The organism is Streptomyces sp. 3-6, assembly GCF_056323165.1.
In genome coordinates this window covers 1-17241 of record NZ_JBWHZP010000015.1, presented here as the reverse complement: position 1 = coordinate 17241, position 17241 = coordinate 1, and the positions used below count along the sequence as shown (strand labels likewise).

At 75.0% G+C, this 17241-nt stretch carries 17 protein-coding genes and 1 pseudogene; 8 read left to right on the top strand and 10 right to left on the bottom strand.

Annotation, left to right across the window (positions count from 1 at the left end; all coding sequences use genetic code 11):
- The first annotated feature begins 48 nt into the window (after positions 1 to 48).
- From AC02VZ_RS19475 to AC02VZ_RS19465, 3 genes and pseudogenes are all read left to right on the top strand, one after another.
- Complete coding sequence (locus AC02VZ_RS19475) at positions 49 to 234, top strand: hypothetical protein (protein ID WP_432054718.1); 186 nt, start codon at positions 49 to 51, stop codon at positions 232 to 234.
- Between the two features lie 21 nt (positions 235 to 255).
- Positions 256 to 567, top strand: a pseudogene (locus AC02VZ_RS19470) (ABC transporter permease); the annotation flags it as partial.
- A 154-nt stretch (positions 568 to 721) separates the two neighbouring features.
- Positions 722 to 1105: a hypothetical protein gene (locus AC02VZ_RS19465; protein WP_432054717.1), complete on the top strand. Its 384-nt coding sequence runs from the start codon at positions 722 to 724 to the stop codon at positions 1103 to 1105.
- A gap of 30 nt (positions 1106 to 1135) precedes the next feature.
- Here AC02VZ_RS19465 and AC02VZ_RS19460 read toward each other — a convergent pair whose 3' ends face one another.
- Together AC02VZ_RS19460 and AC02VZ_RS19455 are read right to left on the bottom strand one after the other, a co-directional pair.
- Entirely contained in the window at positions 1136 to 2779 is a 1644-nt protein-coding gene (locus AC02VZ_RS19460; RefSeq protein WP_432054716.1) for a DNA repair helicase XPB, read from the bottom strand.
- Between the two features lie 297 nt (positions 2780 to 3076).
- On the bottom strand, positions 3077 to 5779 hold the full coding sequence (locus AC02VZ_RS19455) for a helicase-associated domain-containing protein (RefSeq protein WP_476475989.1): 2703 nt from the start codon (positions 5777 to 5779) through the stop codon (positions 3077 to 3079).
- A 120-nt stretch (positions 5780 to 5899) separates the two neighbouring features.
- Between AC02VZ_RS19455 and AC02VZ_RS19450 the strand changes: the two genes are divergently transcribed.
- Together AC02VZ_RS19450 and AC02VZ_RS19445 are read left to right on the top strand one after the other, a co-directional pair.
- Positions 5900 to 6988, top strand: coding sequence for a hypothetical protein (locus AC02VZ_RS19450; protein ID WP_432054714.1), 1089 nt, complete (start codon positions 5900 to 5902; stop codon positions 6986 to 6988).
- Positions 6989 to 7396: 408 nt separating this feature from the next.
- Entirely contained in the window at positions 7397 to 8191 is a 795-nt protein-coding gene (locus AC02VZ_RS19445) for an HAD family hydrolase (RefSeq protein WP_476475988.1), read from the top strand.
- Here the strand turns inward: AC02VZ_RS19445 and AC02VZ_RS19440 are convergent.
- Positions 8158 to 8418: a hypothetical protein gene (locus AC02VZ_RS19440; protein ID WP_362102600.1), complete on the bottom strand. Its 261-nt coding sequence runs from the start codon at positions 8416 to 8418 to the stop codon at positions 8158 to 8160. The genes AC02VZ_RS19445 and AC02VZ_RS19440 overlap by 34 nt on opposite strands.
- A 162-nt stretch (positions 8419 to 8580) precedes the next feature.
- On the opposite strand from AC02VZ_RS19440, the gene AC02VZ_RS19435 reads away from it, so the two are divergent.
- On the top strand, positions 8581 to 8964 hold the full coding sequence (locus tag AC02VZ_RS19435; RefSeq protein ID WP_164333825.1) for a cold-shock protein: 384 nt from the start codon (positions 8581 to 8583) through the stop codon (positions 8962 to 8964).
- 256 nt (positions 8965 to 9220) lie between these two features.
- Here AC02VZ_RS19435 and AC02VZ_RS19430 read toward each other — a convergent pair whose 3' ends face one another.
- From AC02VZ_RS19430 to AC02VZ_RS19415, 4 genes are all read right to left on the bottom strand, one after another.
- Positions 9221 to 10108: a 1,4-dihydroxy-6-naphthoate synthase gene (locus tag AC02VZ_RS19430; protein ID WP_476475987.1), complete on the bottom strand. Its 888-nt coding sequence runs from the start codon at positions 10106 to 10108 to the stop codon at positions 9221 to 9223.
- The gene (locus AC02VZ_RS19425; protein ID WP_476476050.1) at positions 10098 to 10793 is read right to left on the bottom strand and encodes a futalosine hydrolase; all 696 of its coding nucleotides are present in this window, start codon (positions 10791 to 10793) and stop codon (positions 10098 to 10100) included. The genes AC02VZ_RS19430 and AC02VZ_RS19425 overlap by 11 nt, the downstream gene beginning before the upstream one ends.
- Before the next feature lie 23 nt (positions 10794 to 10816).
- Complete coding sequence (locus AC02VZ_RS19420; protein ID WP_362102591.1) at positions 10817 to 11314, bottom strand: DUF2771 domain-containing protein; 498 nt, start codon at positions 11312 to 11314, stop codon at positions 10817 to 10819.
- Between the two features lie 63 nt (positions 11315 to 11377).
- On the bottom strand, positions 11378 to 12838 hold the full coding sequence (locus AC02VZ_RS19415) for an MFS transporter (RefSeq protein WP_476475986.1): 1461 nt from the start codon (positions 12836 to 12838) through the stop codon (positions 11378 to 11380).
- Positions 12839 to 13295: 457 nt separating this feature from the next.
- Between AC02VZ_RS19415 and AC02VZ_RS19410 the strand changes: the two genes are divergently transcribed.
- Positions 13296 to 14222, top strand: coding sequence for a DUF3027 domain-containing protein (locus tag AC02VZ_RS19410; RefSeq protein WP_432054710.1), 927 nt, complete (start codon positions 13296 to 13298; stop codon positions 14220 to 14222).
- Positions 14223 to 14270: 48 nt separating this feature from the next.
- Here AC02VZ_RS19410 and AC02VZ_RS19405 read toward each other — a convergent pair whose 3' ends face one another.
- The 3 genes from AC02VZ_RS19405 to AC02VZ_RS19395 all read right to left on the bottom strand — a co-directional run bounded on the left by AC02VZ_RS19405 (position 14271) and on the right by AC02VZ_RS19395 (position 16755).
- Entirely contained in the window at positions 14271 to 15170 is a 900-nt protein-coding gene (locus AC02VZ_RS19405; RefSeq protein ID WP_476475985.1) for a hypothetical protein, read from the bottom strand.
- Positions 15171 to 15178: 8 nt separating this feature from the next.
- Positions 15179 to 16072 (bottom strand): helix-turn-helix domain-containing protein, encoded by an 894-nt coding sequence (locus AC02VZ_RS19400; RefSeq protein ID WP_476475984.1) that lies wholly within the window; start codon positions 16070 to 16072, stop codon positions 15179 to 15181.
- A gap of 251 nt (positions 16073 to 16323) precedes the next feature.
- Positions 16324 to 16755 carry an ATP-binding protein gene (locus AC02VZ_RS19395; protein WP_432054707.1) on the bottom strand — a complete coding sequence of 144 codons (432 nt, stop codon included), beginning with the start codon at positions 16753 to 16755 and terminating at the stop codon, positions 16324 to 16326.
- Positions 16756 to 16914: 159 nt separating this feature from the next.
- Between AC02VZ_RS19395 and AC02VZ_RS19390 the strand changes: the two genes are divergently transcribed.
- The coding region (locus AC02VZ_RS19390; protein ID WP_476475983.1) for a helix-turn-helix domain-containing protein at positions 16915 to 17241 on the top strand (327 nt) is incomplete at its 3' end.

The following is a 17241-nucleotide window of genomic DNA, read 5'->3' as shown; positions in this document are numbered from 1 at the left end:
GGTCCCTGGGCCGATGTCCGGGCCGGGGCGGGGAGCAACCATGGAGACATGAGTACAGCGACCGTCAACCCCACCGCACCGCCGGTCCGGCCGACCGGCGCGACCGCACTCCGGGGCGACCGCCCGCTCCGCCTCGGCGACGCCCTGCGCGCCGTCCGCGTCTTCCTGGGCACGGCCTTCGAAGTGGTCCTCCTCGGCGAGTACAGCGAGGAGGCGGGCGTCCGCCGCCGGTAGGCGCGGCGGGCCCCGGTTCCCGCGCTCACCTGGATCGCGGTCGGCATGGGCCTGGGCGCCCCGAACGCCGAGGCCGCCAGCAACAACGCCACGCCGTTGATCCTGCTGCCGCTGCTGTCCAGCGCCTTCGTCCCGGTCGACGGGATGCCGGGCTGGTTCCGGCCGATCGCCGAGTACCAGCCGTTCACCCCCGCCATCGAGGCCCTGCGCGGGCTGCTGCTCGGCAGCGGGATCGGCCACCACGGGTGGCTCGCGGTGGCCTGGTGCGTGGCGCTGACGGCCCTCGGCTACGTCTGGTCGACCGCCTCCTTCGCCCGCGAACCCAAGGGGTGAGCGACCGGGCGTCCCGGGGCGCCCAGCCGTCCCGGGACTCGTGCGGCCGGGCGCTCCGGGCGGGCCCCCGGGCCGCCGTCTGAGTACGGGAACGCCCCCCGGGGTGAGTACGCGAACCGGTGCGGGCGGCGCGGCGGGCCGCTTCACTGGCCGCATGAACCGTCACCGCCCCGCCGGACCCGCGTCGACGGCCCGGCAGTACCGGGCCGAGCCGGACCCCCGCGCCTGGGTGGCGCCCGCCGTCGCCACCGGGCTCGGGGTGTTCCTGGTCCCCGCGGCGCTCCTGCTGACGGCGCTGTCCCCGATGGCGACCGACTCCTGCGGCCCCGACGACTGCTCGCGGGCCCTGACGACCTCCCTGGCCCTGGCCCGGGGCACCGTGCTCCACGGCGGTGTCCTCGCGGCGGGCGCCTGGCTCGCCGCGTGGCTGCTGCCCCGGACGCGGCGCTGGACGGTGCCGCGCATCTGGCTGGCCGGTCTGTCCCTGCTGCCGTGGGCGTTCGTCCTGGTGCTGCTGCTCGCCCTGCCCGAGGGGTGACGGGCGGGCGCCCGCCGGCCGGGGCCCCGCTCAGCCCTCCGCCAGCAGCTCGTCCGCGTCCACGATCCGGTAGGCGTAGCCCTGCTCGGCCAGGAACCGCTGCCGGTGGGCGGCGAAGTCCTGGTCGATGGTGTCCCGGGCGACCACGGAGTAGAAATGCGCCTGGTGGCCGTCCGACTTGGGCCGCAGCACCCGGCCGAGCCGCTGGGCCTCCTCCTGGCGGGAGCCGAAGGTGCCCGACACCTGGATGGCGACCGTGGCCTCCGGCAGGTCGATCGAGAAGTTCGCGACCTTGGACACCACCAGCACGCTGATCTCGCCCTGCCGGAACGCCTCGAACAGCTTCTCCCGCTGCAGGTTGGTCGTCTCGCCCTTGATCACGGGGGCGCCGAGGTGCTCGCCCAGTTCGTCGAGCTGGTCGATGTACTGGCCGATGACGAGGATCTGCTGGCCGGCGAAGCGGCGCACGATCGCCTCCGTCACCTTCCGCTTGGTCGCGGTCGTCGCGCAGAAGCGGTACTTCTCCTCCGTCTCGGCGGTGGCGTACGCCAGCCGCTCGGAGTCGGTGAGGTTGACCCGGACCTCCACGCAGTCGGCGGGCGCGATGTAGCCCTGCGCCTCGATCTCCTTCCACGGCGCGTCGAACCGCTTCGGCCCGATCAGCGAGAACACGTCCGACTCGCGGCCGTCCTCCCGCACCAGCGTCGCGGTCAGGCCGAGCCGCCGCCGGGCCTGGAGGTCGGCGGTGAACTTGAAGACGGGCGCGGGCAGCAGGTGCACCTCGTCGTAGACGATCAGGCCCCAGTCCCGGGAGTCGAACAGCTCCAGGTGCGGGTAGACGCCCTTCCGCCGGGTGGTGAGCACCTGGTAGGTGGCGATGGTGACGGGACGGATCTCCTTCTTCGTCCCGCTGTACTCGCCGATCTCGTCCTCGGTGAGCGAGGTCCGCTTCACCAGCTCGTGCTTCCACTGCCGGGCGGAGACCGTGTTGGTGACCAGGATCAGTGTGGTCGACTTCGCCTGCGCCATCGACCCGGCGCCGACCAGCGTCTTGCCCGCGCCGCAGGGCAGGACGACCACGCCGGAGCCGCCGTGCCAGAAGTTCTCCACCGCCTGCTTCTGGTACGGGCGCAGCGCCCACCCGTCCTCGTGCAGCTCGATGGGGTGCGCCTCGCCGTCCACGTACCCGGCGAGGTCCTCGGCCGGCCAGCCCAGCTTCAGCAGCGTCTGCTTGATCTGCCCGCGCTCCGAGGGGTGCACGGCGACGGTGTCGGGGTCGATGCGGGCGCCGACCAGGGGCGCGACGCGCTTGGAGCGCAGCACCTCCTCCAGGACGGGTCGGTCGGTGCTGGTCAGGACGAGGCCGTGCGCAGGGTGCTTGACCAGGCTGAGCCGCCCGTAGCGGTCCATCGTCTCGGCGATGTCGACGAGCAGCGCGTGCGGCACCGGGTAGCGGCTGTACTGCACCAGCGCGTCGACGACCTGCTCGGCGTCGTGGCCCGCCGCCCGCGCGTTCCACAGGCCGAGCGGGGTCACCCGGTAGGTGTGGATGTGCTCGGGGGCGCGCTCCAGCTCGGCGAAGGGGGCGATGACGCGGCGGCAGTCGTCGGCCTGCTCGTGGTCGACCTCGAGGAGGAGGGTCTTGTCGGACTGGACGATGAGCGGACCATTCACGCGCGGCTGCCTTTCTGCGACGGGCTCGGCACGGCACTGCACCGGGGCTGCACGGGCACTGCACCGGTTGCACGGGCACTGCACGGCCGATCGTCCAGTTTGCCTGATCGAGGGCCCGCACGGTCCTGAGCCGGCCGCATCGCTCCGCCCCGGACGGCGTGAGCTTGTTCACCGGCCGGGCGGGAGACCCGTCCCGGAAGTGCTCGGCGGCCCGGTGCCCGGTGCCCGGCGGCCCGGCGGGCGACCGGTCCGGCGGCCCCGTACCCTCAGCAGCCCCCGTAGCGCCGACCCGCCCCCTCACCCCTCCTCGTCCGCCAGCTCCGCCACCCCCGTGATCCGGTGCAGCGGGTAGGTGCGGACCTCGTCGGCGGTGTGGTCGTACGCCGTGACGAAGCCGCCCTCGACGCGGACCGGCGCGATGACCCGCTGGCTGGCGGCGCCCTCGGCGTTGACGTAGCCGATCCACAGGGCCTCGCCGGTGAGGACGGCGGCCTGCAGGGTGGCGAGGGTCTCGGCGGTGGTGGTGCGGGGCGGCTCGCCGCCGGGCGCCGCGCGGTCCCCGTCCGCGGCGGGCTTGCGCGGGGCCGTGGAGGCGAGGTCACCGGCCCGGATGGCGCGGACCGCCGCCCGGAGCAGGGTGTCGTCGGGCACCGGCGGGCCGTCCGGGACCGGCTCGGGCGCCGTGCGCGGCGGAGTGCGGCGGGCGTGCGCGCGGGTGATCACGACGTCGCCCTCGGCGGACTCGGCGGCCGGGGCGAACCCCATCGACCGCAGGCCCTCCAGCAGCGCCGCCGGGTCGGCCTGCGCGGCCAGCACGGTCGGCGCGAGGCGGCGCAGGCCCAGTCCGGCGGCCCGCTTGTCGGCGAGGATCTCGTTGAGCACGGCGTCGTCGTCGCAGCGCACGTACGCCGAGGCGGCGCCCACCCGCAGGTGCCCGTGCCGGCGGGCCACGTCGTCGATCAGGTACGCCAGCGGCTGCGGCACCGGGGTCCGGGAGTGCGCGGCGAGGAAGGCGTGCAGGTCGGAGGCGGTCTGCCCGGCGTCCAGGGCGCGCCGGACCGATCCCGGCGTGAACCGGTACACCGTCGCCCCGCCCTTGGACTCCACGTCCGCCAGCACGTCCAGCAGGTCGGCGAGGGGCCGTTCCAGCGGGCCGGGCGCGACCGCCGTCAGATCGGCCTGGAGCAGGACGTGGTCCAGCGGCTCGGGCAGCAGCGGCGCCAGCAGGCGGGCGGCCTCGGCGGACGCCGTGGCCTGCTCGGCGGGGGAGAGGGCGGCGGGGAGCGTCGGCGGCACGGGCCGGTGGTGCACGGGCAGCTTGTCGCCGGGCACGTCGGCCGGTTCCGGCTCCCGGGCGCCCGCCGCCCCCGGCGGCCGCGGCGCGGCGGGGCCGAGCAGGGCCCGGCCGTGCGTGGACAGCGCGCCCCGCCCGGTGACGCCCAGCATCTCCGCCTCGGCCAGGGTCCAGCGGGCGAGCCGCGACCGCAGGTCCTCGCCGCCCCCGGAGGCCGACCCCGAGGCCGACCCCGAGGCCGAGCCGGACGCCGACCCGGACCCCGGCCCGGAGGCGGCGGAACCGGCACCGCGGTGCCCCGGGTCGGACCCCGCGGCGCCCGCACCCGTCGCGGACCCGGCCCGCCCCCGCAACGGCCGCTCCCAGCGCAGCCGCGCCAGCACCGACCCCTCGGCCGCGGAGTGCCCCTCCGGCAGCCCGGCCAGCAGCGTCAGCACCCGGTGCCGCACCTCGGGCGCCGCCGACCGGTCCAGCCCCGGACCGAGCGCCGCCAGCGCCCGGTCCTTCGCGTCCCGCCCGCCGACCAGCCCCGGCGTCCGGGTCGCCGTCAGCCAGGCGGTGACCAGGTGCGCCCAGCGCTCGGCGGGCGGCCGTTCCCGCCACTCGTCGTGGGCGGGGGTCGCCGCATACCGCTCGTCGGCCTCCCCGTCGGCCGCCAACAACCCTGCCGCATAGGCGAGTTCGACCCAGAACGCGGCCGTGGGCTCCGGCACGTCCAGCGCCACGGCGGTCCGCTTCAGGTCCCGCACGCTCAGCCCGCCGGACCGCAGCACGGCGGGCCCGCCCTCGTCCCAGTCCTTCAGCAGCTCCTCCACCGTCGCCAGCGCGGTGAACGCCTGCCCCGCCGCCGTCGCGTCCACGACCTGCGGGCGGTGCGTGCCGGCGGACTCCACGGGCGGCGGCACCGGCTCGGTCACCCGGTGCGCCCGCCCGCCCCGCAGGTGCAGGGCCACCTCACGCGGCAGCACCACCGTCCCGGGCGCCGTGGGCAGCAGCAGCCCGCGATCGAGCAGCCAGCGCAGCCGGGGCGCCGGATCGGCCGTGACCTGCCCGTACGGCGGCCCCCACACCAGCCGCTCCAGCACCTCCACGGACTCCGCCGGAGCCTCGTCCAGCAGCGCGGCCATCCGCTCCCGGTCGGTGAACAGCGCGGTCAGCGACGCCACCGCGGACACCGAGTCGTGCGTGGACGGCAGGCCCGCCGCCGCCACCAGCTCCTGGATCCGCCCCGGGGACATCCCGGCGGTCGCCTCCCGCACCGAGGGACCCAGCCCGGTCGGCGACGGGTGCTGCGGAGTGGGCGACAGCAACTCGCGGGCCGTGCGCACCAGACGGAGCACGTCGTCCCCGCCCCACACCAACGCCTGCTCCCGCAGCGTGCCCAGCGCCGCCGGCAGCGCGGCGGCCACGGCCGGATCGCCGTCGTCGCCCGCCAGCAGCCCGAGCAGATCGTCGTACGAGGCCGGGTCGGGTGCCACCGCCAGCGCCTCCGCCGTCTGGAGCGCGAACCGGTCCAGCCGTTCCAGCGCGCGCACCACCGAGGCCCGGGTACCGGCCCGGGTGGCGAGCTGCGTCAGGTCACCGGGCACGGGCGTGACGAGGTCCGGGCGGCTGCGCAGGAGCGCGGCGAGGGCGGCGTCGTCCCGCCCCCGGAGGGCTTCGGCGAGGGATCGGGGCGCCGCCGCTGGCTTCTCCTCGGTGCTCATCCGCCTCACGGTAGCGGGTGGGGTATGCGCGTGGGGCGTGTGCGGTTGGGCCGGGCGACGCGACTCGCGATACCGTCGGTCGACGGTGTGAGCCAACGCATCCGCCCCCGAGGGGACTTCGTGGGTATCGAGAGTGACCAGGTCGTCTACGAGTACCTGAGCCGCGTCGGCGACGTGGCCCAGCAACGGCAGCTGCCCTCGGCGGCGCGCATGCGGCTGGTCACCGAACTCCGCGACGAGATCGACCGGCGCCGCGCCAAGGCCGTGGTGGACTCCCCGGCCGCCGTGCGCCGCATCATCTCCCGCATCGGCACGCCCAGCGAGGTCGTCACCGCGGCCACGCGGACCGCCGACACCTCCGGGGCCGGAGGACCCGCCGACGCCCCGGCCGCGAGCGCCCCCGCCGCCGTCCCCGAGCAGCGCGACCCCGCCGTGCGAGAGGCCCGCCGAGCCCCCGCCGACCCGGCCCCCAAGCGTCCCGGGCGGCCCAAGGGCGTCCTCGGCCGCATCGTCCCGGGCCCGCGCCCGGCCGCCCCCGCCCGGCCGGCCGGCGACTCCGCGCCCGCCCCCGCCGACGTGCCGTCCCGGCCCGTCCCGTCCTCGCCGCACCAGGCCGGAGCGGACGAACTCGGGGACAGCGCGGGCCGGCCCGACTGGTGGCGGGTGGACAGCAGCCCCTTCGGTGTCGGCGACGAGGTGCCCGGGTTCGTCGGCGGGGTGGAGATCCCGGAGCTGCTGAAACCCCCGCCGGCCCGCGCGGAACCCACCGGGGCCGGGCCCGGGAAGCCGGAGGACGACGAGGGCGGAGCGGCAGCCGTGGAGGCCGACGTGGCGGCCCCCGCCCGCCGCCGCCTGTGGCGTCCGGCCGCCGGGAGCTGGAACAACCCGCTGCTGCTCCTGGCCGCCGCCCTGCTGGTCGCGGGCGCCGTCCTCGGCACCTGGCTCGCCCTGCTCCTCGGCTGGCTCATCGCCTGGGCGTCCCGGCGGCTGACCCCGGCCGAGTCGAAGTGGGCGGTCGTGATCATCCCCGGCCTGTCCCTCACCGCGGGACTCACCTGGCTCTGGGGCCGCAGCGCCGGCCGGTGGGGCGACCCGGTCGCCGAGGGCGCCATGAACGACGCGGTCGCCGAGACCTGGCCGTGGGTCGTCCGGGGCGCCGCCGTCGCCTCCGCCCTGTTCCTCGTGTGGCGCTCGCAACGGCAGAGGTGAACGGGGTCGCCGGGCGCGGACGCGGACGCCGACGCGGGCAGGGCACGGGTACGGACACGGGCGCGGGCCCGCCCCGGCCCGCGCGCCGGCAGAGGTGAGCCGGTGACCGGGCGGGGGCATGGCCACGGGCATGGGCATGGGCACGGGCATCAGCATCTGCAAGAGCCTGCGCCGGGGCTCAAGGTGACGGGCGGGAGCCCACGGCGGGGGGCGCGGGCCCGGGTGAGAGCCTCCGCCGGGGCCACGGACACGGGTGGGAGCCGGTGCCGTGGATCGCGGAGGCGGGCGGGTCTCGGCGCCGGGCCGGACCCGGGGCGGCCGGACCCGGGGCCGCGTCGACGTCGGGAACCGGCCGGGGCGCGGCCGGCGGCGGTGGGGTGCGCGGGGCGCCCGGGCACAATGGCCCATATGCCTTCCACGACCCCGTTCCCGCCCTCGTCGCAGTCCCCGTCCTCGTCCCCGTCCGCGCCGCAGTCCGCGGCCCCCGCGACTCCGTCGAGTGCCCCGGCCCCGGCCCCGAGCCCGTCCGCGACCCCGGCCGGGGCGGTCTCCGCCTCCCCGGTGTCCCCGGCGGACCCCGGGCCCACCGTGGGGTTCGACCTCGACATGACGCTCATCGACTCCCGGCCGGGCATCCGCGCCTGCTACCGGGCGCTGGCCGAGCGGACCGGGACGTACATCGACGCCGATCTCGCGGTGACCCGCCTCGGCCCGCCGCTCGCCGACGAGCTGATCCACTGGTTCCCGGCCGAGCGGGTCGAGGAGGCGGCGGACCTGTACCGGTCGATGTACCCGGAGTTCGCCATCACCCCCACCCCGGCCCTGCCCGGCGCCCGTGAGGCCGTCGACGCGGTGCGGGCGGCCGGCGGGCGGGCGGTCGTCGTCACCGCGAAGTACGAGCCCAACGCCAAGCTGCACCTGGCCCACCTCGGCATCGAGCCGGACGCCGTGATCGGCGGGCTGTGGGCCGAGCAGAAGGCGCTCGCGCTGCGCGAGCACGGCGCGCACGCCTACGTGGGCGACCACGTGGGCGACGTGCGCGGCGCGCGGACCGCCGACGCGCTCGCGGTCGCGGTCGCCACCGGGCCGTGCGACGAGGCGGAGCTCCGCGCGGCCGGGGCGGACGTCGTCCTGGCCTCGCTCACGGAATTCCCGGGATGGTTTTCGGACTACCGCACGGATGGCTCACCCGACCGCGCCTGACGCCGTCCCGCCGCCGCGGAACGCAGAACTCCCGCTCCGGCCATCAGGAATCCGACGCCCATCAGCATGCTCAGCACGAACATGTAGGTCGGAAAGGGCGTCGTTCCGAGGAACAGCGGGGCCACCGTGACCAGCGTGGCCACGGCACCGACGAAGAAGACGATGGCACCGGCACGGATCAGACCGTCGCCGGGCGCCGCGGAATTCGCTTGGGTTTTGTCACGCACTCGACCAGGGTAGTTCCTGCCCGAGAGAACGAACCCGGGGACGTCTTGTCACCGGCCCGAGGACCATTAGCCTGGGTACCGGCGGGCCACCAGGCCCGCCCCAGTGCTATCAAGAGCCGTTTCCGAGCAGTTTTCCCGACGAGAACGAGGACGAGGACAGACGTGCCCACCGGCAAGGTCAAGTGGTTCAACAGTGAGAAGGGCTTCGGCTTCCTCTCCCGAGACGACGGCGGTGACGTCTTCGTCCATTCCTCGGTCCTCCCCGCCGGAGTCGAGACACTCAAGCCGGGTCAGCGCGTGGAGTTCGGCGTGGTCGCCGGGCAGCGCGGTGACCAGGCGCTCTCCCTCACCGTTCTCGACCCGACCCCGTCGGTCGCCGCGGCCCAGCGCCGCAAGCCGGACGAACTGGCCTCCATCGTCCAGGACCTCACCACGCTGCTGGAGAACATCACCCCGCAGCTGGAGGGCGGCCGTTACCCCGACCGCGCCTCCGGCAAGAAGATCGCCGGCCTGCTGAGGGCGGTCGCCGACCAGCTCGACGTGTAGCCCGCAGGACGCGGGTGGCGCCGACCACGCCGGCGCCACCGGGACGAGGAACGGCCGCGGTACCGGTACCGCGGCCGTTCCTCGTCGTCACGAGCACCGCGGCCGTTCCCGTCGTCACGAGCGCCGCGGCCGTCGACGCGGGACGCCGCTACCCGGCAGCAATGCCCCACCCGGCAGCGTGCGCCGCACCGCACGACCTGCCTCACCCGGCAGCCTGCGCCGCACGGCGTGCCCCACCCGGCCGCCGCGCCCCCCGTCAGGGGAACCGCAGTGCGTCCGGCGTCAGTGGGGGCACCAGGCCCTCGGCCGCCGCCCGGGTCAGCAGCCCGCGCACGGCCGCGTAGCCGTCCTCGCCGAGGTCCGCGGTGAACTCGTTGACGTACAGCCCGATGTGCTGGTCGGCGACGGCCGGGTCCATCTCCTGCGCGTGCGCCACCACGTACGGGCGGGATGCCTCCGGGTCGTCCCAGGCGGCGCGCACCGAGGCCCGCACCGCGTCCGCCAGCCCGGTCAGCGCCGCCTCGCCCAGGGAGCGCCGGGCGATGATCGCGCCGAGTGGGATCGGCAGCCCGGTGGTGTCCTCCCAGTGCTCGCCCATGTCGGCCAGCTGGTGCAGCCCGTAGTTCCGGTAGGTGAAGCGGGCCTCGTGGATGACGAGACCCGCGTCGACCGTGCCGTCCCGCACCGCGGGCATGATCTCGTGGAACGGCATGACCACGATGTCGCCGACCCCGCCGGGCACCACGTCGGCGGCCCACAGCCGGAACAGCAGGTAGGCCGTGGACCGTTCGCTCGGCACGGCGACCGTCCGGCCCGCCAGGTCCGCGCCCGACAGGGTCGCGTCCCGGGTCAGCACCAGCGGCCCGCAGCCCCGTCCCAGCGCGCCCCCGCAGGGCAGCAGCGCGTACGTGTCGAGGACGTAGGGCAGTACCGCGTAGGACACCTTCAGCACGTCGAGCTCGCCGCGCTCGGCCATCCCGTTGGTGACGTCGATGTCGGCGAACGTGACGTCCAGGGCGGGCGCGCCGGGCACCCGGCCGTGGGCGAGGGCGTCGAAGACGAACGTGTCGTTCGGGCAGGGCGAGTACGCGATCCGAAGCCGCCGGTCCCGCCCGTGCTGTGCGGGCTGCTGTTCACTGCTCATGCCGGTTCCAACTCTCCAGGACGGGCCCCAGCTTCCCGAAGCCCTCGGTCAGGGCGGTCAGGGCGTCGCCGATGCGCCAGGCCGCGCGGTCGCGGGGGCCGACGGGGTTCGACACCGCGCGCACCTCCAGCACGGGCACGCCCTGCGCGGCGGCGGCCTCGGCGACCCCGAAGCCCTCCATCGCCTCGGCCAGGGCCCGCGGGTGGCGGCCCCGCAGTTCCTCGGCGCGGGCGGCGGTGCCGGTGACCGTGGACACGGTGAGCACCGGGCCGGCGGGCGCGCCGGTCGCGGCGGCCACGGCCCTCACCAGGGACGCGGGCGGGTGGTGGGTGACGGTGCCGAAACCGAGCTCGGTGACCGGCAGGAAACCGTCGGCCATGTCCGCGCCCAGGTCGGCCGCGGTGATCTCGTCGGCGACGACCAGCGACCCGAGGGGCGCGTGCGGGGGGAAGCCGCCGCCGATCCCGGCGGAGACGACCAGCCCGTAGGGGTGGCCCTCCAGGGCGGCGGCGGTCAGCGCGGCGGCCGTCGACGCCGCCGCCCGGGCCGGGCCGACCCCGGCCGCGAGCAGATCGGGGCCGTCCGCGACCGCGTGCACGTCGGCACCCGGTACCGGCGCCTCGCGCACCGGCCCCGGGAACGCCCGGGCCACCGCGTCCCGCTCGGCGGGGACGGCGGTGGCCACGAGGAGCCGTACGGAGGGAGTGATCAGGCGTCCTTCTTCAGCCGGAAGGACCACAGCCCGGTCGTCTCGTTCTCGCCCTCCTTGATCGACACCAGGGTCGAGTCGCCCTGCGCGCCGTACTGGGCGTTGAAGAACACGCTGCCCGGGATGGTGCGGTACGTCTTGGTGCTGGAGTCGGTCAGCGGCTGACCGTTCATCAGGATCGTCCAGCCCTTGTCGGCGACGTCCGGGTCGACACCGAAGCGCACGGTCTCGTCCGGGTCGACCGTGATGCTCTTGACGTCCTTGTCCTTGAGGCACTTGTCGAGGTCGGACGCCTTCAGCGCCTCACCCTCGCCGCCGCAGGCGGCCTCGGAGCTCACGGAGGAGCTGCCGACGGTGATCGTGGACATCGCCGTCGGCTTGTCACAGGCGGACAGGACGAGCAGTCCGGCGGATACGGCGCCGGCGGCGACGGCGACGCGGCGGCGTCGCACAGCGCGGTGGCTCTGGGCGGCTGCGCCGCGGGGCAACGTGGTCATGACGGAAAGGCTATCGGGCGGGCCCCGCCCACCTCCCATGTGGGGTACGGCGTGGCCGGGCCGTTACGCCACTCGCGGACGCGCCGGGCCCCCGTGCCGGGCCGACGTGAGCAGGGGGCGCACGGTCAGCAGCCAGCCCGTGCCCACGATGCCGGCGCCGACGGCCAGGCCCAGCGGCCCGATCAGCGGCATCGCGATGCCGATCGCACCGCCCAGCACCCACGCCATCTGCAGCAGCGTCTCCGAACGGGCGAACGCCGATGTGCGCACCAGCTCCGGCACGTCCCGCTGGATCAGCGCGTCCAGCGACAGCTTGGCCAGCGCCTGCGCGAATCCGGCGACCCCCGCCAGGCAGGCCACCAGGGCCGCCCCGAAGAACGTGGCGGCCACGATCGCCGCGCTCGCCACGCACGCCACCACCGTCACGATGATGATCTCCGGGGCGCGGGCACGCAGCCACGCCCCCACCGCCGTGCCCAGCGCGTTCCCGGTGCCCGCCGCCACGCCGACGATGCCCAGCGACACCGCCGCGCTCTGCCCGGTGAGCGGGTGCTCGCGCAGCAGGAACGCCAGGAAGAAGATCAGGAAGCCGGTCAGGCAGCGGATCGCGGTGTTCGCGGCGAGCGCGTGGGTGACCGCCGGACCGACGGTGCGCAGCCCGGGCCGCTTGCCGTTCTTGCTGCCGTTCTTGCGGTGCGGCCCGTGCAGGTGCCGCTCGTCCGAGGCGAGCAGCGCGACGTCCTCCCCCTTCGCGGAGTCCACCTTCGACGGCAGCCGGAAGGACAGGAACATACCCGTCACGAACAGCGCGAACGCCCCGAACAGCGGCCAGCGCGGCCCGATCTGCTGGAGCCCCGCCCCGATGGGCGCGGCCACACCGGTGGCCAGCAGCCCGCCCAGTGTCACCCGCGAGTTCGCCTTCACCAGGGAGAACGACGGAGGCAGCAGCCGCGGCACCACCGCGCTGCGCACCACCCCGTACGCCTTCGACGAGACCAGCACGCCGAGTGCGGCCGGATACAGTTCGAGCCCGCCGGTGACCACCGCGCCGGACAGCACCAGCGCCAGCAGCGCCCGCGCGAGCATCGCGCCCGCCATCGCGGCGCGGCGGCCGTGCGGCAGGCGGTCCAGGAGCGGGCCGACCACCGGCGCGAGCAGCGTGAACGGCGCCATGGTGATCGCCAGGTAGAGCGCGACCCGCCCGCGGGCCTCGTCCGTCGGCACCGAGAAGAACACGGTGGACGCCAGCGCCACCGTGATCATCACGTCGCCGGCGCCGTTGACCCCGTGCAGTTCGATCAGCTTGCCGAGGCCCGACTCGCCGGCCCCGTGCGCGTGCGTGGCCCGGCGGATCCCGCGTGCGGTCCCGGTCACCGGGAAACGCAGCGCCCGGCCGACCGCACGGGCACCGCCGCCCGCCCGGCCCGTGCCGTTGCGCCGGCCGTTGTCCTTCGTTCCCTTGGTCCCTTTGGCCTTCGCCCCACCGATCCCGGTGGCGCCGTGGGGTGATTTCGCGGTAGCCACCTCGCCATAGTGCCCCGAGATGGCACCGCATAGTGCTGCCACGTCTGCCGACGGGCCCGGCCCGGGCCCGCCGTGCGGCTGTCCGGCGCAACCGGTGCCGCCCAGAGACGGTCGGCGCGGTGCCCGCGACCCGCGTGGGGAGGCCCGGCGCGCGGAACCCGCCCGGTACGGTCGGCACGCCGCCCGCGACGGCCGGCACGCCGCCCGCGACGGCCGGCACGCCGCCCGGGACCCGCGTGGGGGAGCCCGGCGCGCGGAACCCCGGAACAACCGTCGGTGTAGGCCCACGGCACGCGAGAAGGTAGCGTGCCTATCTCAGCCATCCCGCAGAATGGATGGAGGCGCGCCCGAGCACGATCCGGCGCGGACGTCGACGCGGTCCTGCGGTCCGCTCCGTCCGCCCCCCGCGCATGGGAGTGGCGCACTCGTGAGACGGCGTAGGAGAGAAGCGATACCTGTGAGCGCAGCGACAACGCGAAGCCGCACCCCTGACCGTCTGTGCGCCGAGGCCGTCGACCTCGCCCGCGCCGCAGCCGAGGAGGCCGCGGCGCCCGGTGTGGTCGGCGAGCACGAGGGACTGGTCTCCGAGGGGGACCGCGTCGTCACCCACTTCTTCGGCTGCACCGAGCTCGGCTACCGCGGCTGGCGCTGGGCCGTCACCGTCGCCCGCGCCTCCCGCGCCAAGATCGTCACCGTCGACGAGACCGCCCTGCTGCCCGGCCCGGACGCGATCCTCGCCCCGGAGTGGGTGCCGTGGAGCGAGCGGCTGCGCCCCGGCGACATGGGCCCCGGCGACCTGCTGCCCACCGACGCCGACGACCTGCGCCTGGAGCCCGGCTGGTCCGGCGAGGACGAGCCCCCGCCCAACTCCGTCCTCTCCGAGGAGCTGGCCGACCTCGTCGACGCGGAGGACGCCGAGGTCACCGACGGCACCCCCGCCGAGCTGGCCACGCCCCCCTCACGGGGTTCCATCGCGGCGGTCGCCGACGAGCTGGGCATGCGCCGCGCCCGGGTCCTGTCCCGCTACGGCCTGCACGCCGCCGCCGACCGCTGGGAGGAGGCGTTCGGCGCGAAGACCCCGATGGCCCAGTCGGCCCCGGCGTCCTGCGTCTCCTGCGGCTTCCTCGCCCCGATCGGCGGTTCCCTCGGCCAGGCGTTCGGTATCTGCGCCAACGAGTTCTCCCCGGCCGACGGCCGCGTGGTCTCCCTCGGCTACGGCTGCGGCGGTCACTCCGAGGCCGCGGTCATGCCGAAGCCCCCGCAGCCGGCCGCCCCGGTCATCGACGAGACCCGCGTCGACCCCTTCCCCCTGCGCCCGGCCCCGGACTCCGGTTCGGTCCCGGCGACGGAGGACGAGGCGTCGGCGGAGCTGGGCCACTCCTGACCCACGGGGCGGCCCGGCCCACGGGAGGGCCGCCCGGGGCCTGGTCGTTCACCCGTCCGCGTCGAAGACCGCCTCGGCCGTCGGCGCGGTGACGGCCCGCCGGAGCCAGCGGCTGAGGGTCTGCGGGTCGTCGCAGCCGTTGATGCGCTCACGGGCCTGGTCGGAGACGTCGAGGCCGCGTTCGGCGAGCACGGTGAGTACGTCCTCGGCGGCGCGCCGCCTCTCGCTCTCGGCACTGGCCTCCGCTCGGGCTTCTTCCCGGATCTCTTCGACGAGGTAGGACTTGTAGAAGGAGAGGTCCACGGCCACCAGATTCCTCCAGAGGTGCTTCGCCGGGTGCTTTCCCAGACCCTGTGCGGTGAATTCGACGATGGGGTCAGCAATGTCTTGAGGCACGTCGCGCAGTGCGGTGGACAGCGCCTTCAGTATCGCATTGACGGCCGGTTCGGCGGCATGTGTGATTGCTGCCAGGCTGGCGAGGACAAGGTCCGCGCGCGCCTCTTCCGGGTCGGTGATCACCGGCATGTTGTGCGGTCCGGCGACCACGGGCCGCAGGGTCAGGGTGGGCAGCTGGGGAGGCCCGCTGCTGACCGCCCGCTGGGCCCATTTGGCCGTGGTGTGGTCCTGGCAGACGACCAGGAGTGCGGTGGGCAGCCGGTACTTCGTCCACAGGTAGGCGGTGTAGTAGGCCCAGCTCGCCGGCTTGTCGGGGTCCCGCTTGCCCTGGGCCTCGACGGCGAGGAGGAAAGCGCCCTGTTCAGCGGTGTCGAACCGCAGGAGCGTATCGACCCGGCGTTCCACCGGACTGGTCTCCGTGAGGTCGGTCGGAAGGGGCGTGGCCCTGACGGGCCTGGGGATGTCCACGCCCAGGAAGCGCGAGACGCGGCTGAACAGGCCGGGGTCGTGCTGGAAGATGCGGTGCATCGCCTCATGAGGCGGACTGACCATGGGGTTCCTCAGTGGTTCGGATGAGTGGCCTCGGACGCGCGGCAGTTCCGGCAGCGGGTCTCCGTCGCGGGGCCGCGGAAGGCGTGGTCGCAGCCGTCGCAGTTGCGCAGGGGGTGCCGTACGGGGGGTGGGGCGGCGGGCGGGCGGTAGGGAGGGAGAGCGGGCAGGGCGGCGGTGAGGCGGTGGGCGAGGAGGGCCGCGGGGCGGGTGAGGGGTTCGTCGGGCAGGTCGGCGGTGAGGGCCAGGCGGACCGCGCCGGGGGTGGCCTCGCGTTCCAGCCAGGTGGCGACGCCCGGGGCGAGATGTTCGGTGTCGGCGGCGGAGAGCAGCAGGCGGGGGTCGTGCCGGCGCAGGCCGGTGAGCAGGTCGGTCGCCTGCTGGAGCAGGGCGGCGGCGGGGAAGGCGGGCCGGGGCACGGCGGGGAGGGCCTTGCGGGGGCGCGGGCGGGGCGGCTGCGGTGGGCGTTGCGCCGAAGGCCGGGGCTGCGGGTCGGGGCAGCCGGTGTCGGCCGGTTGCCGCCGGTGGCCGGGCTGGTTGCAGGAGATCGTGCGGGTGACGATGCGGCCGGTGGCGGTGCGGTGGCGTTCGCGGCGCAGGTAGCCGTGGGCTTCCAGCTCGCGCAGGGCGGAGGCGATCCGGGTGGTGCCTTCGGCGAAGCGTGCGGTGAGGCTCTTGATGTCGACGGGGGCGCCGGAGGGGAGCGACTGGATGTGGCAGCCGAGGCCGATCGCCAGCAGGGACAGCTCCTCGTGCTGGGTGAGGTGGTTGCCGATCACCACGAAGCGGGTGGTGTGGCGGGTGTTCTCGTGAATCACGCCGCCGGTGCGGTGACGCGCTCGGGTCGGATTGCCGTCAGCGGCTGACTGGGCGCGCGGGGGCGCGCTAGGGTTTTGGGTACCCATCGAGAAGATGTTCCTTCTGTTGGTCTTCTTGGTGGTCAGGCCCTCGCTCCGGGATTGCGTTCCCGGCGAGGGCCGATGTTCTTTTCGGGTGTGTGCGCTGAGCGTAGAGGAGCTGTGGGCTCCAAAATCCAGCCCAAACAGTGATGTTCACCCGCCCGAGTGATCGTGCGTCTCGGGCGGGAGGGGTGGGGTTCGGTGGGGTTCTTTCTCCCCCGTTCTTTGTTCTGGAAGGAGCGGGTGGCACCGCAGCTTCAGATCCCGCGTTCCGGTGCCGTGAGCCGTAGTTCGGCCCAGACGGTCTTGCGCGGGAAGCGGCCCTCCGATACGCCCCAGCGGTCCGCGAGGGCGTCGACGAGGAGCAGCCCCCGGCCGGACTCGGCCTCGGGGGAGGGCGGTTGGGGCTGGGGGAGCCGGTCACCCCGGGTGTCGGTGACCTCGATGCGCAGGGTGGTGCCCACGACGTAGAGCGTGAGCCGGAAGTCCCGTCCCGCTACACGGCCGTGGGTCGCCGCGTTGACGGCCAGCTCGGCGATGATCTGGCGGGCGGGGTCCTCGGGCAGCCCCCAGTCCCGCAGTCGGGCTGCGCCCAGGCGGCGGGCCCGGTGGGCGCCGTGCGGCGTGGAGGAGAGCCGCACGCTGAAGTTGCGGACGGGTGCGGCGGCTTCGGCGGTTCGCTGATTCACGTCACCCAGCGTGGCCGGATCCGCATACCGTGAGAGGTCACTTCCCGTGTGCGTACGGTCACTGTCCGGAGGTTGTCCGGTGCTGTCGGGGCTGTGCCGACGGTTGGTGAGGGTAGGGCGCCGGGTGCGTCACGGACGATTCCGACGGAGAGGTGCGGCATGACGGCGGTCGAGGCGGGGACGGGTCGGCTCAAGGGCGAGGCGGACGAGCCGGGTTGGGAGGTCGACCCGGACGACGAGTGGGGCGTCGCCGTCATCACCACGGTGGGGCGGCAGTTGAAGCTGCGGCGCGAGGCAGCGGGGCTGCGGGCGGCCGAGTTCGGGAGGGTGCTCGGCTACGGCGAGGACATGATCTACAAGATCGAAGGGGGCAAGCGGATCCCCCGGCAGGAGTTCCTGGACAAGGCGGACGAGGTCCTGAACGCGGGCGGACTCATCGCGGCGGCCTGGGAGGACGTGAAGAAGGTCCGGTATCCGAAGAAGGTG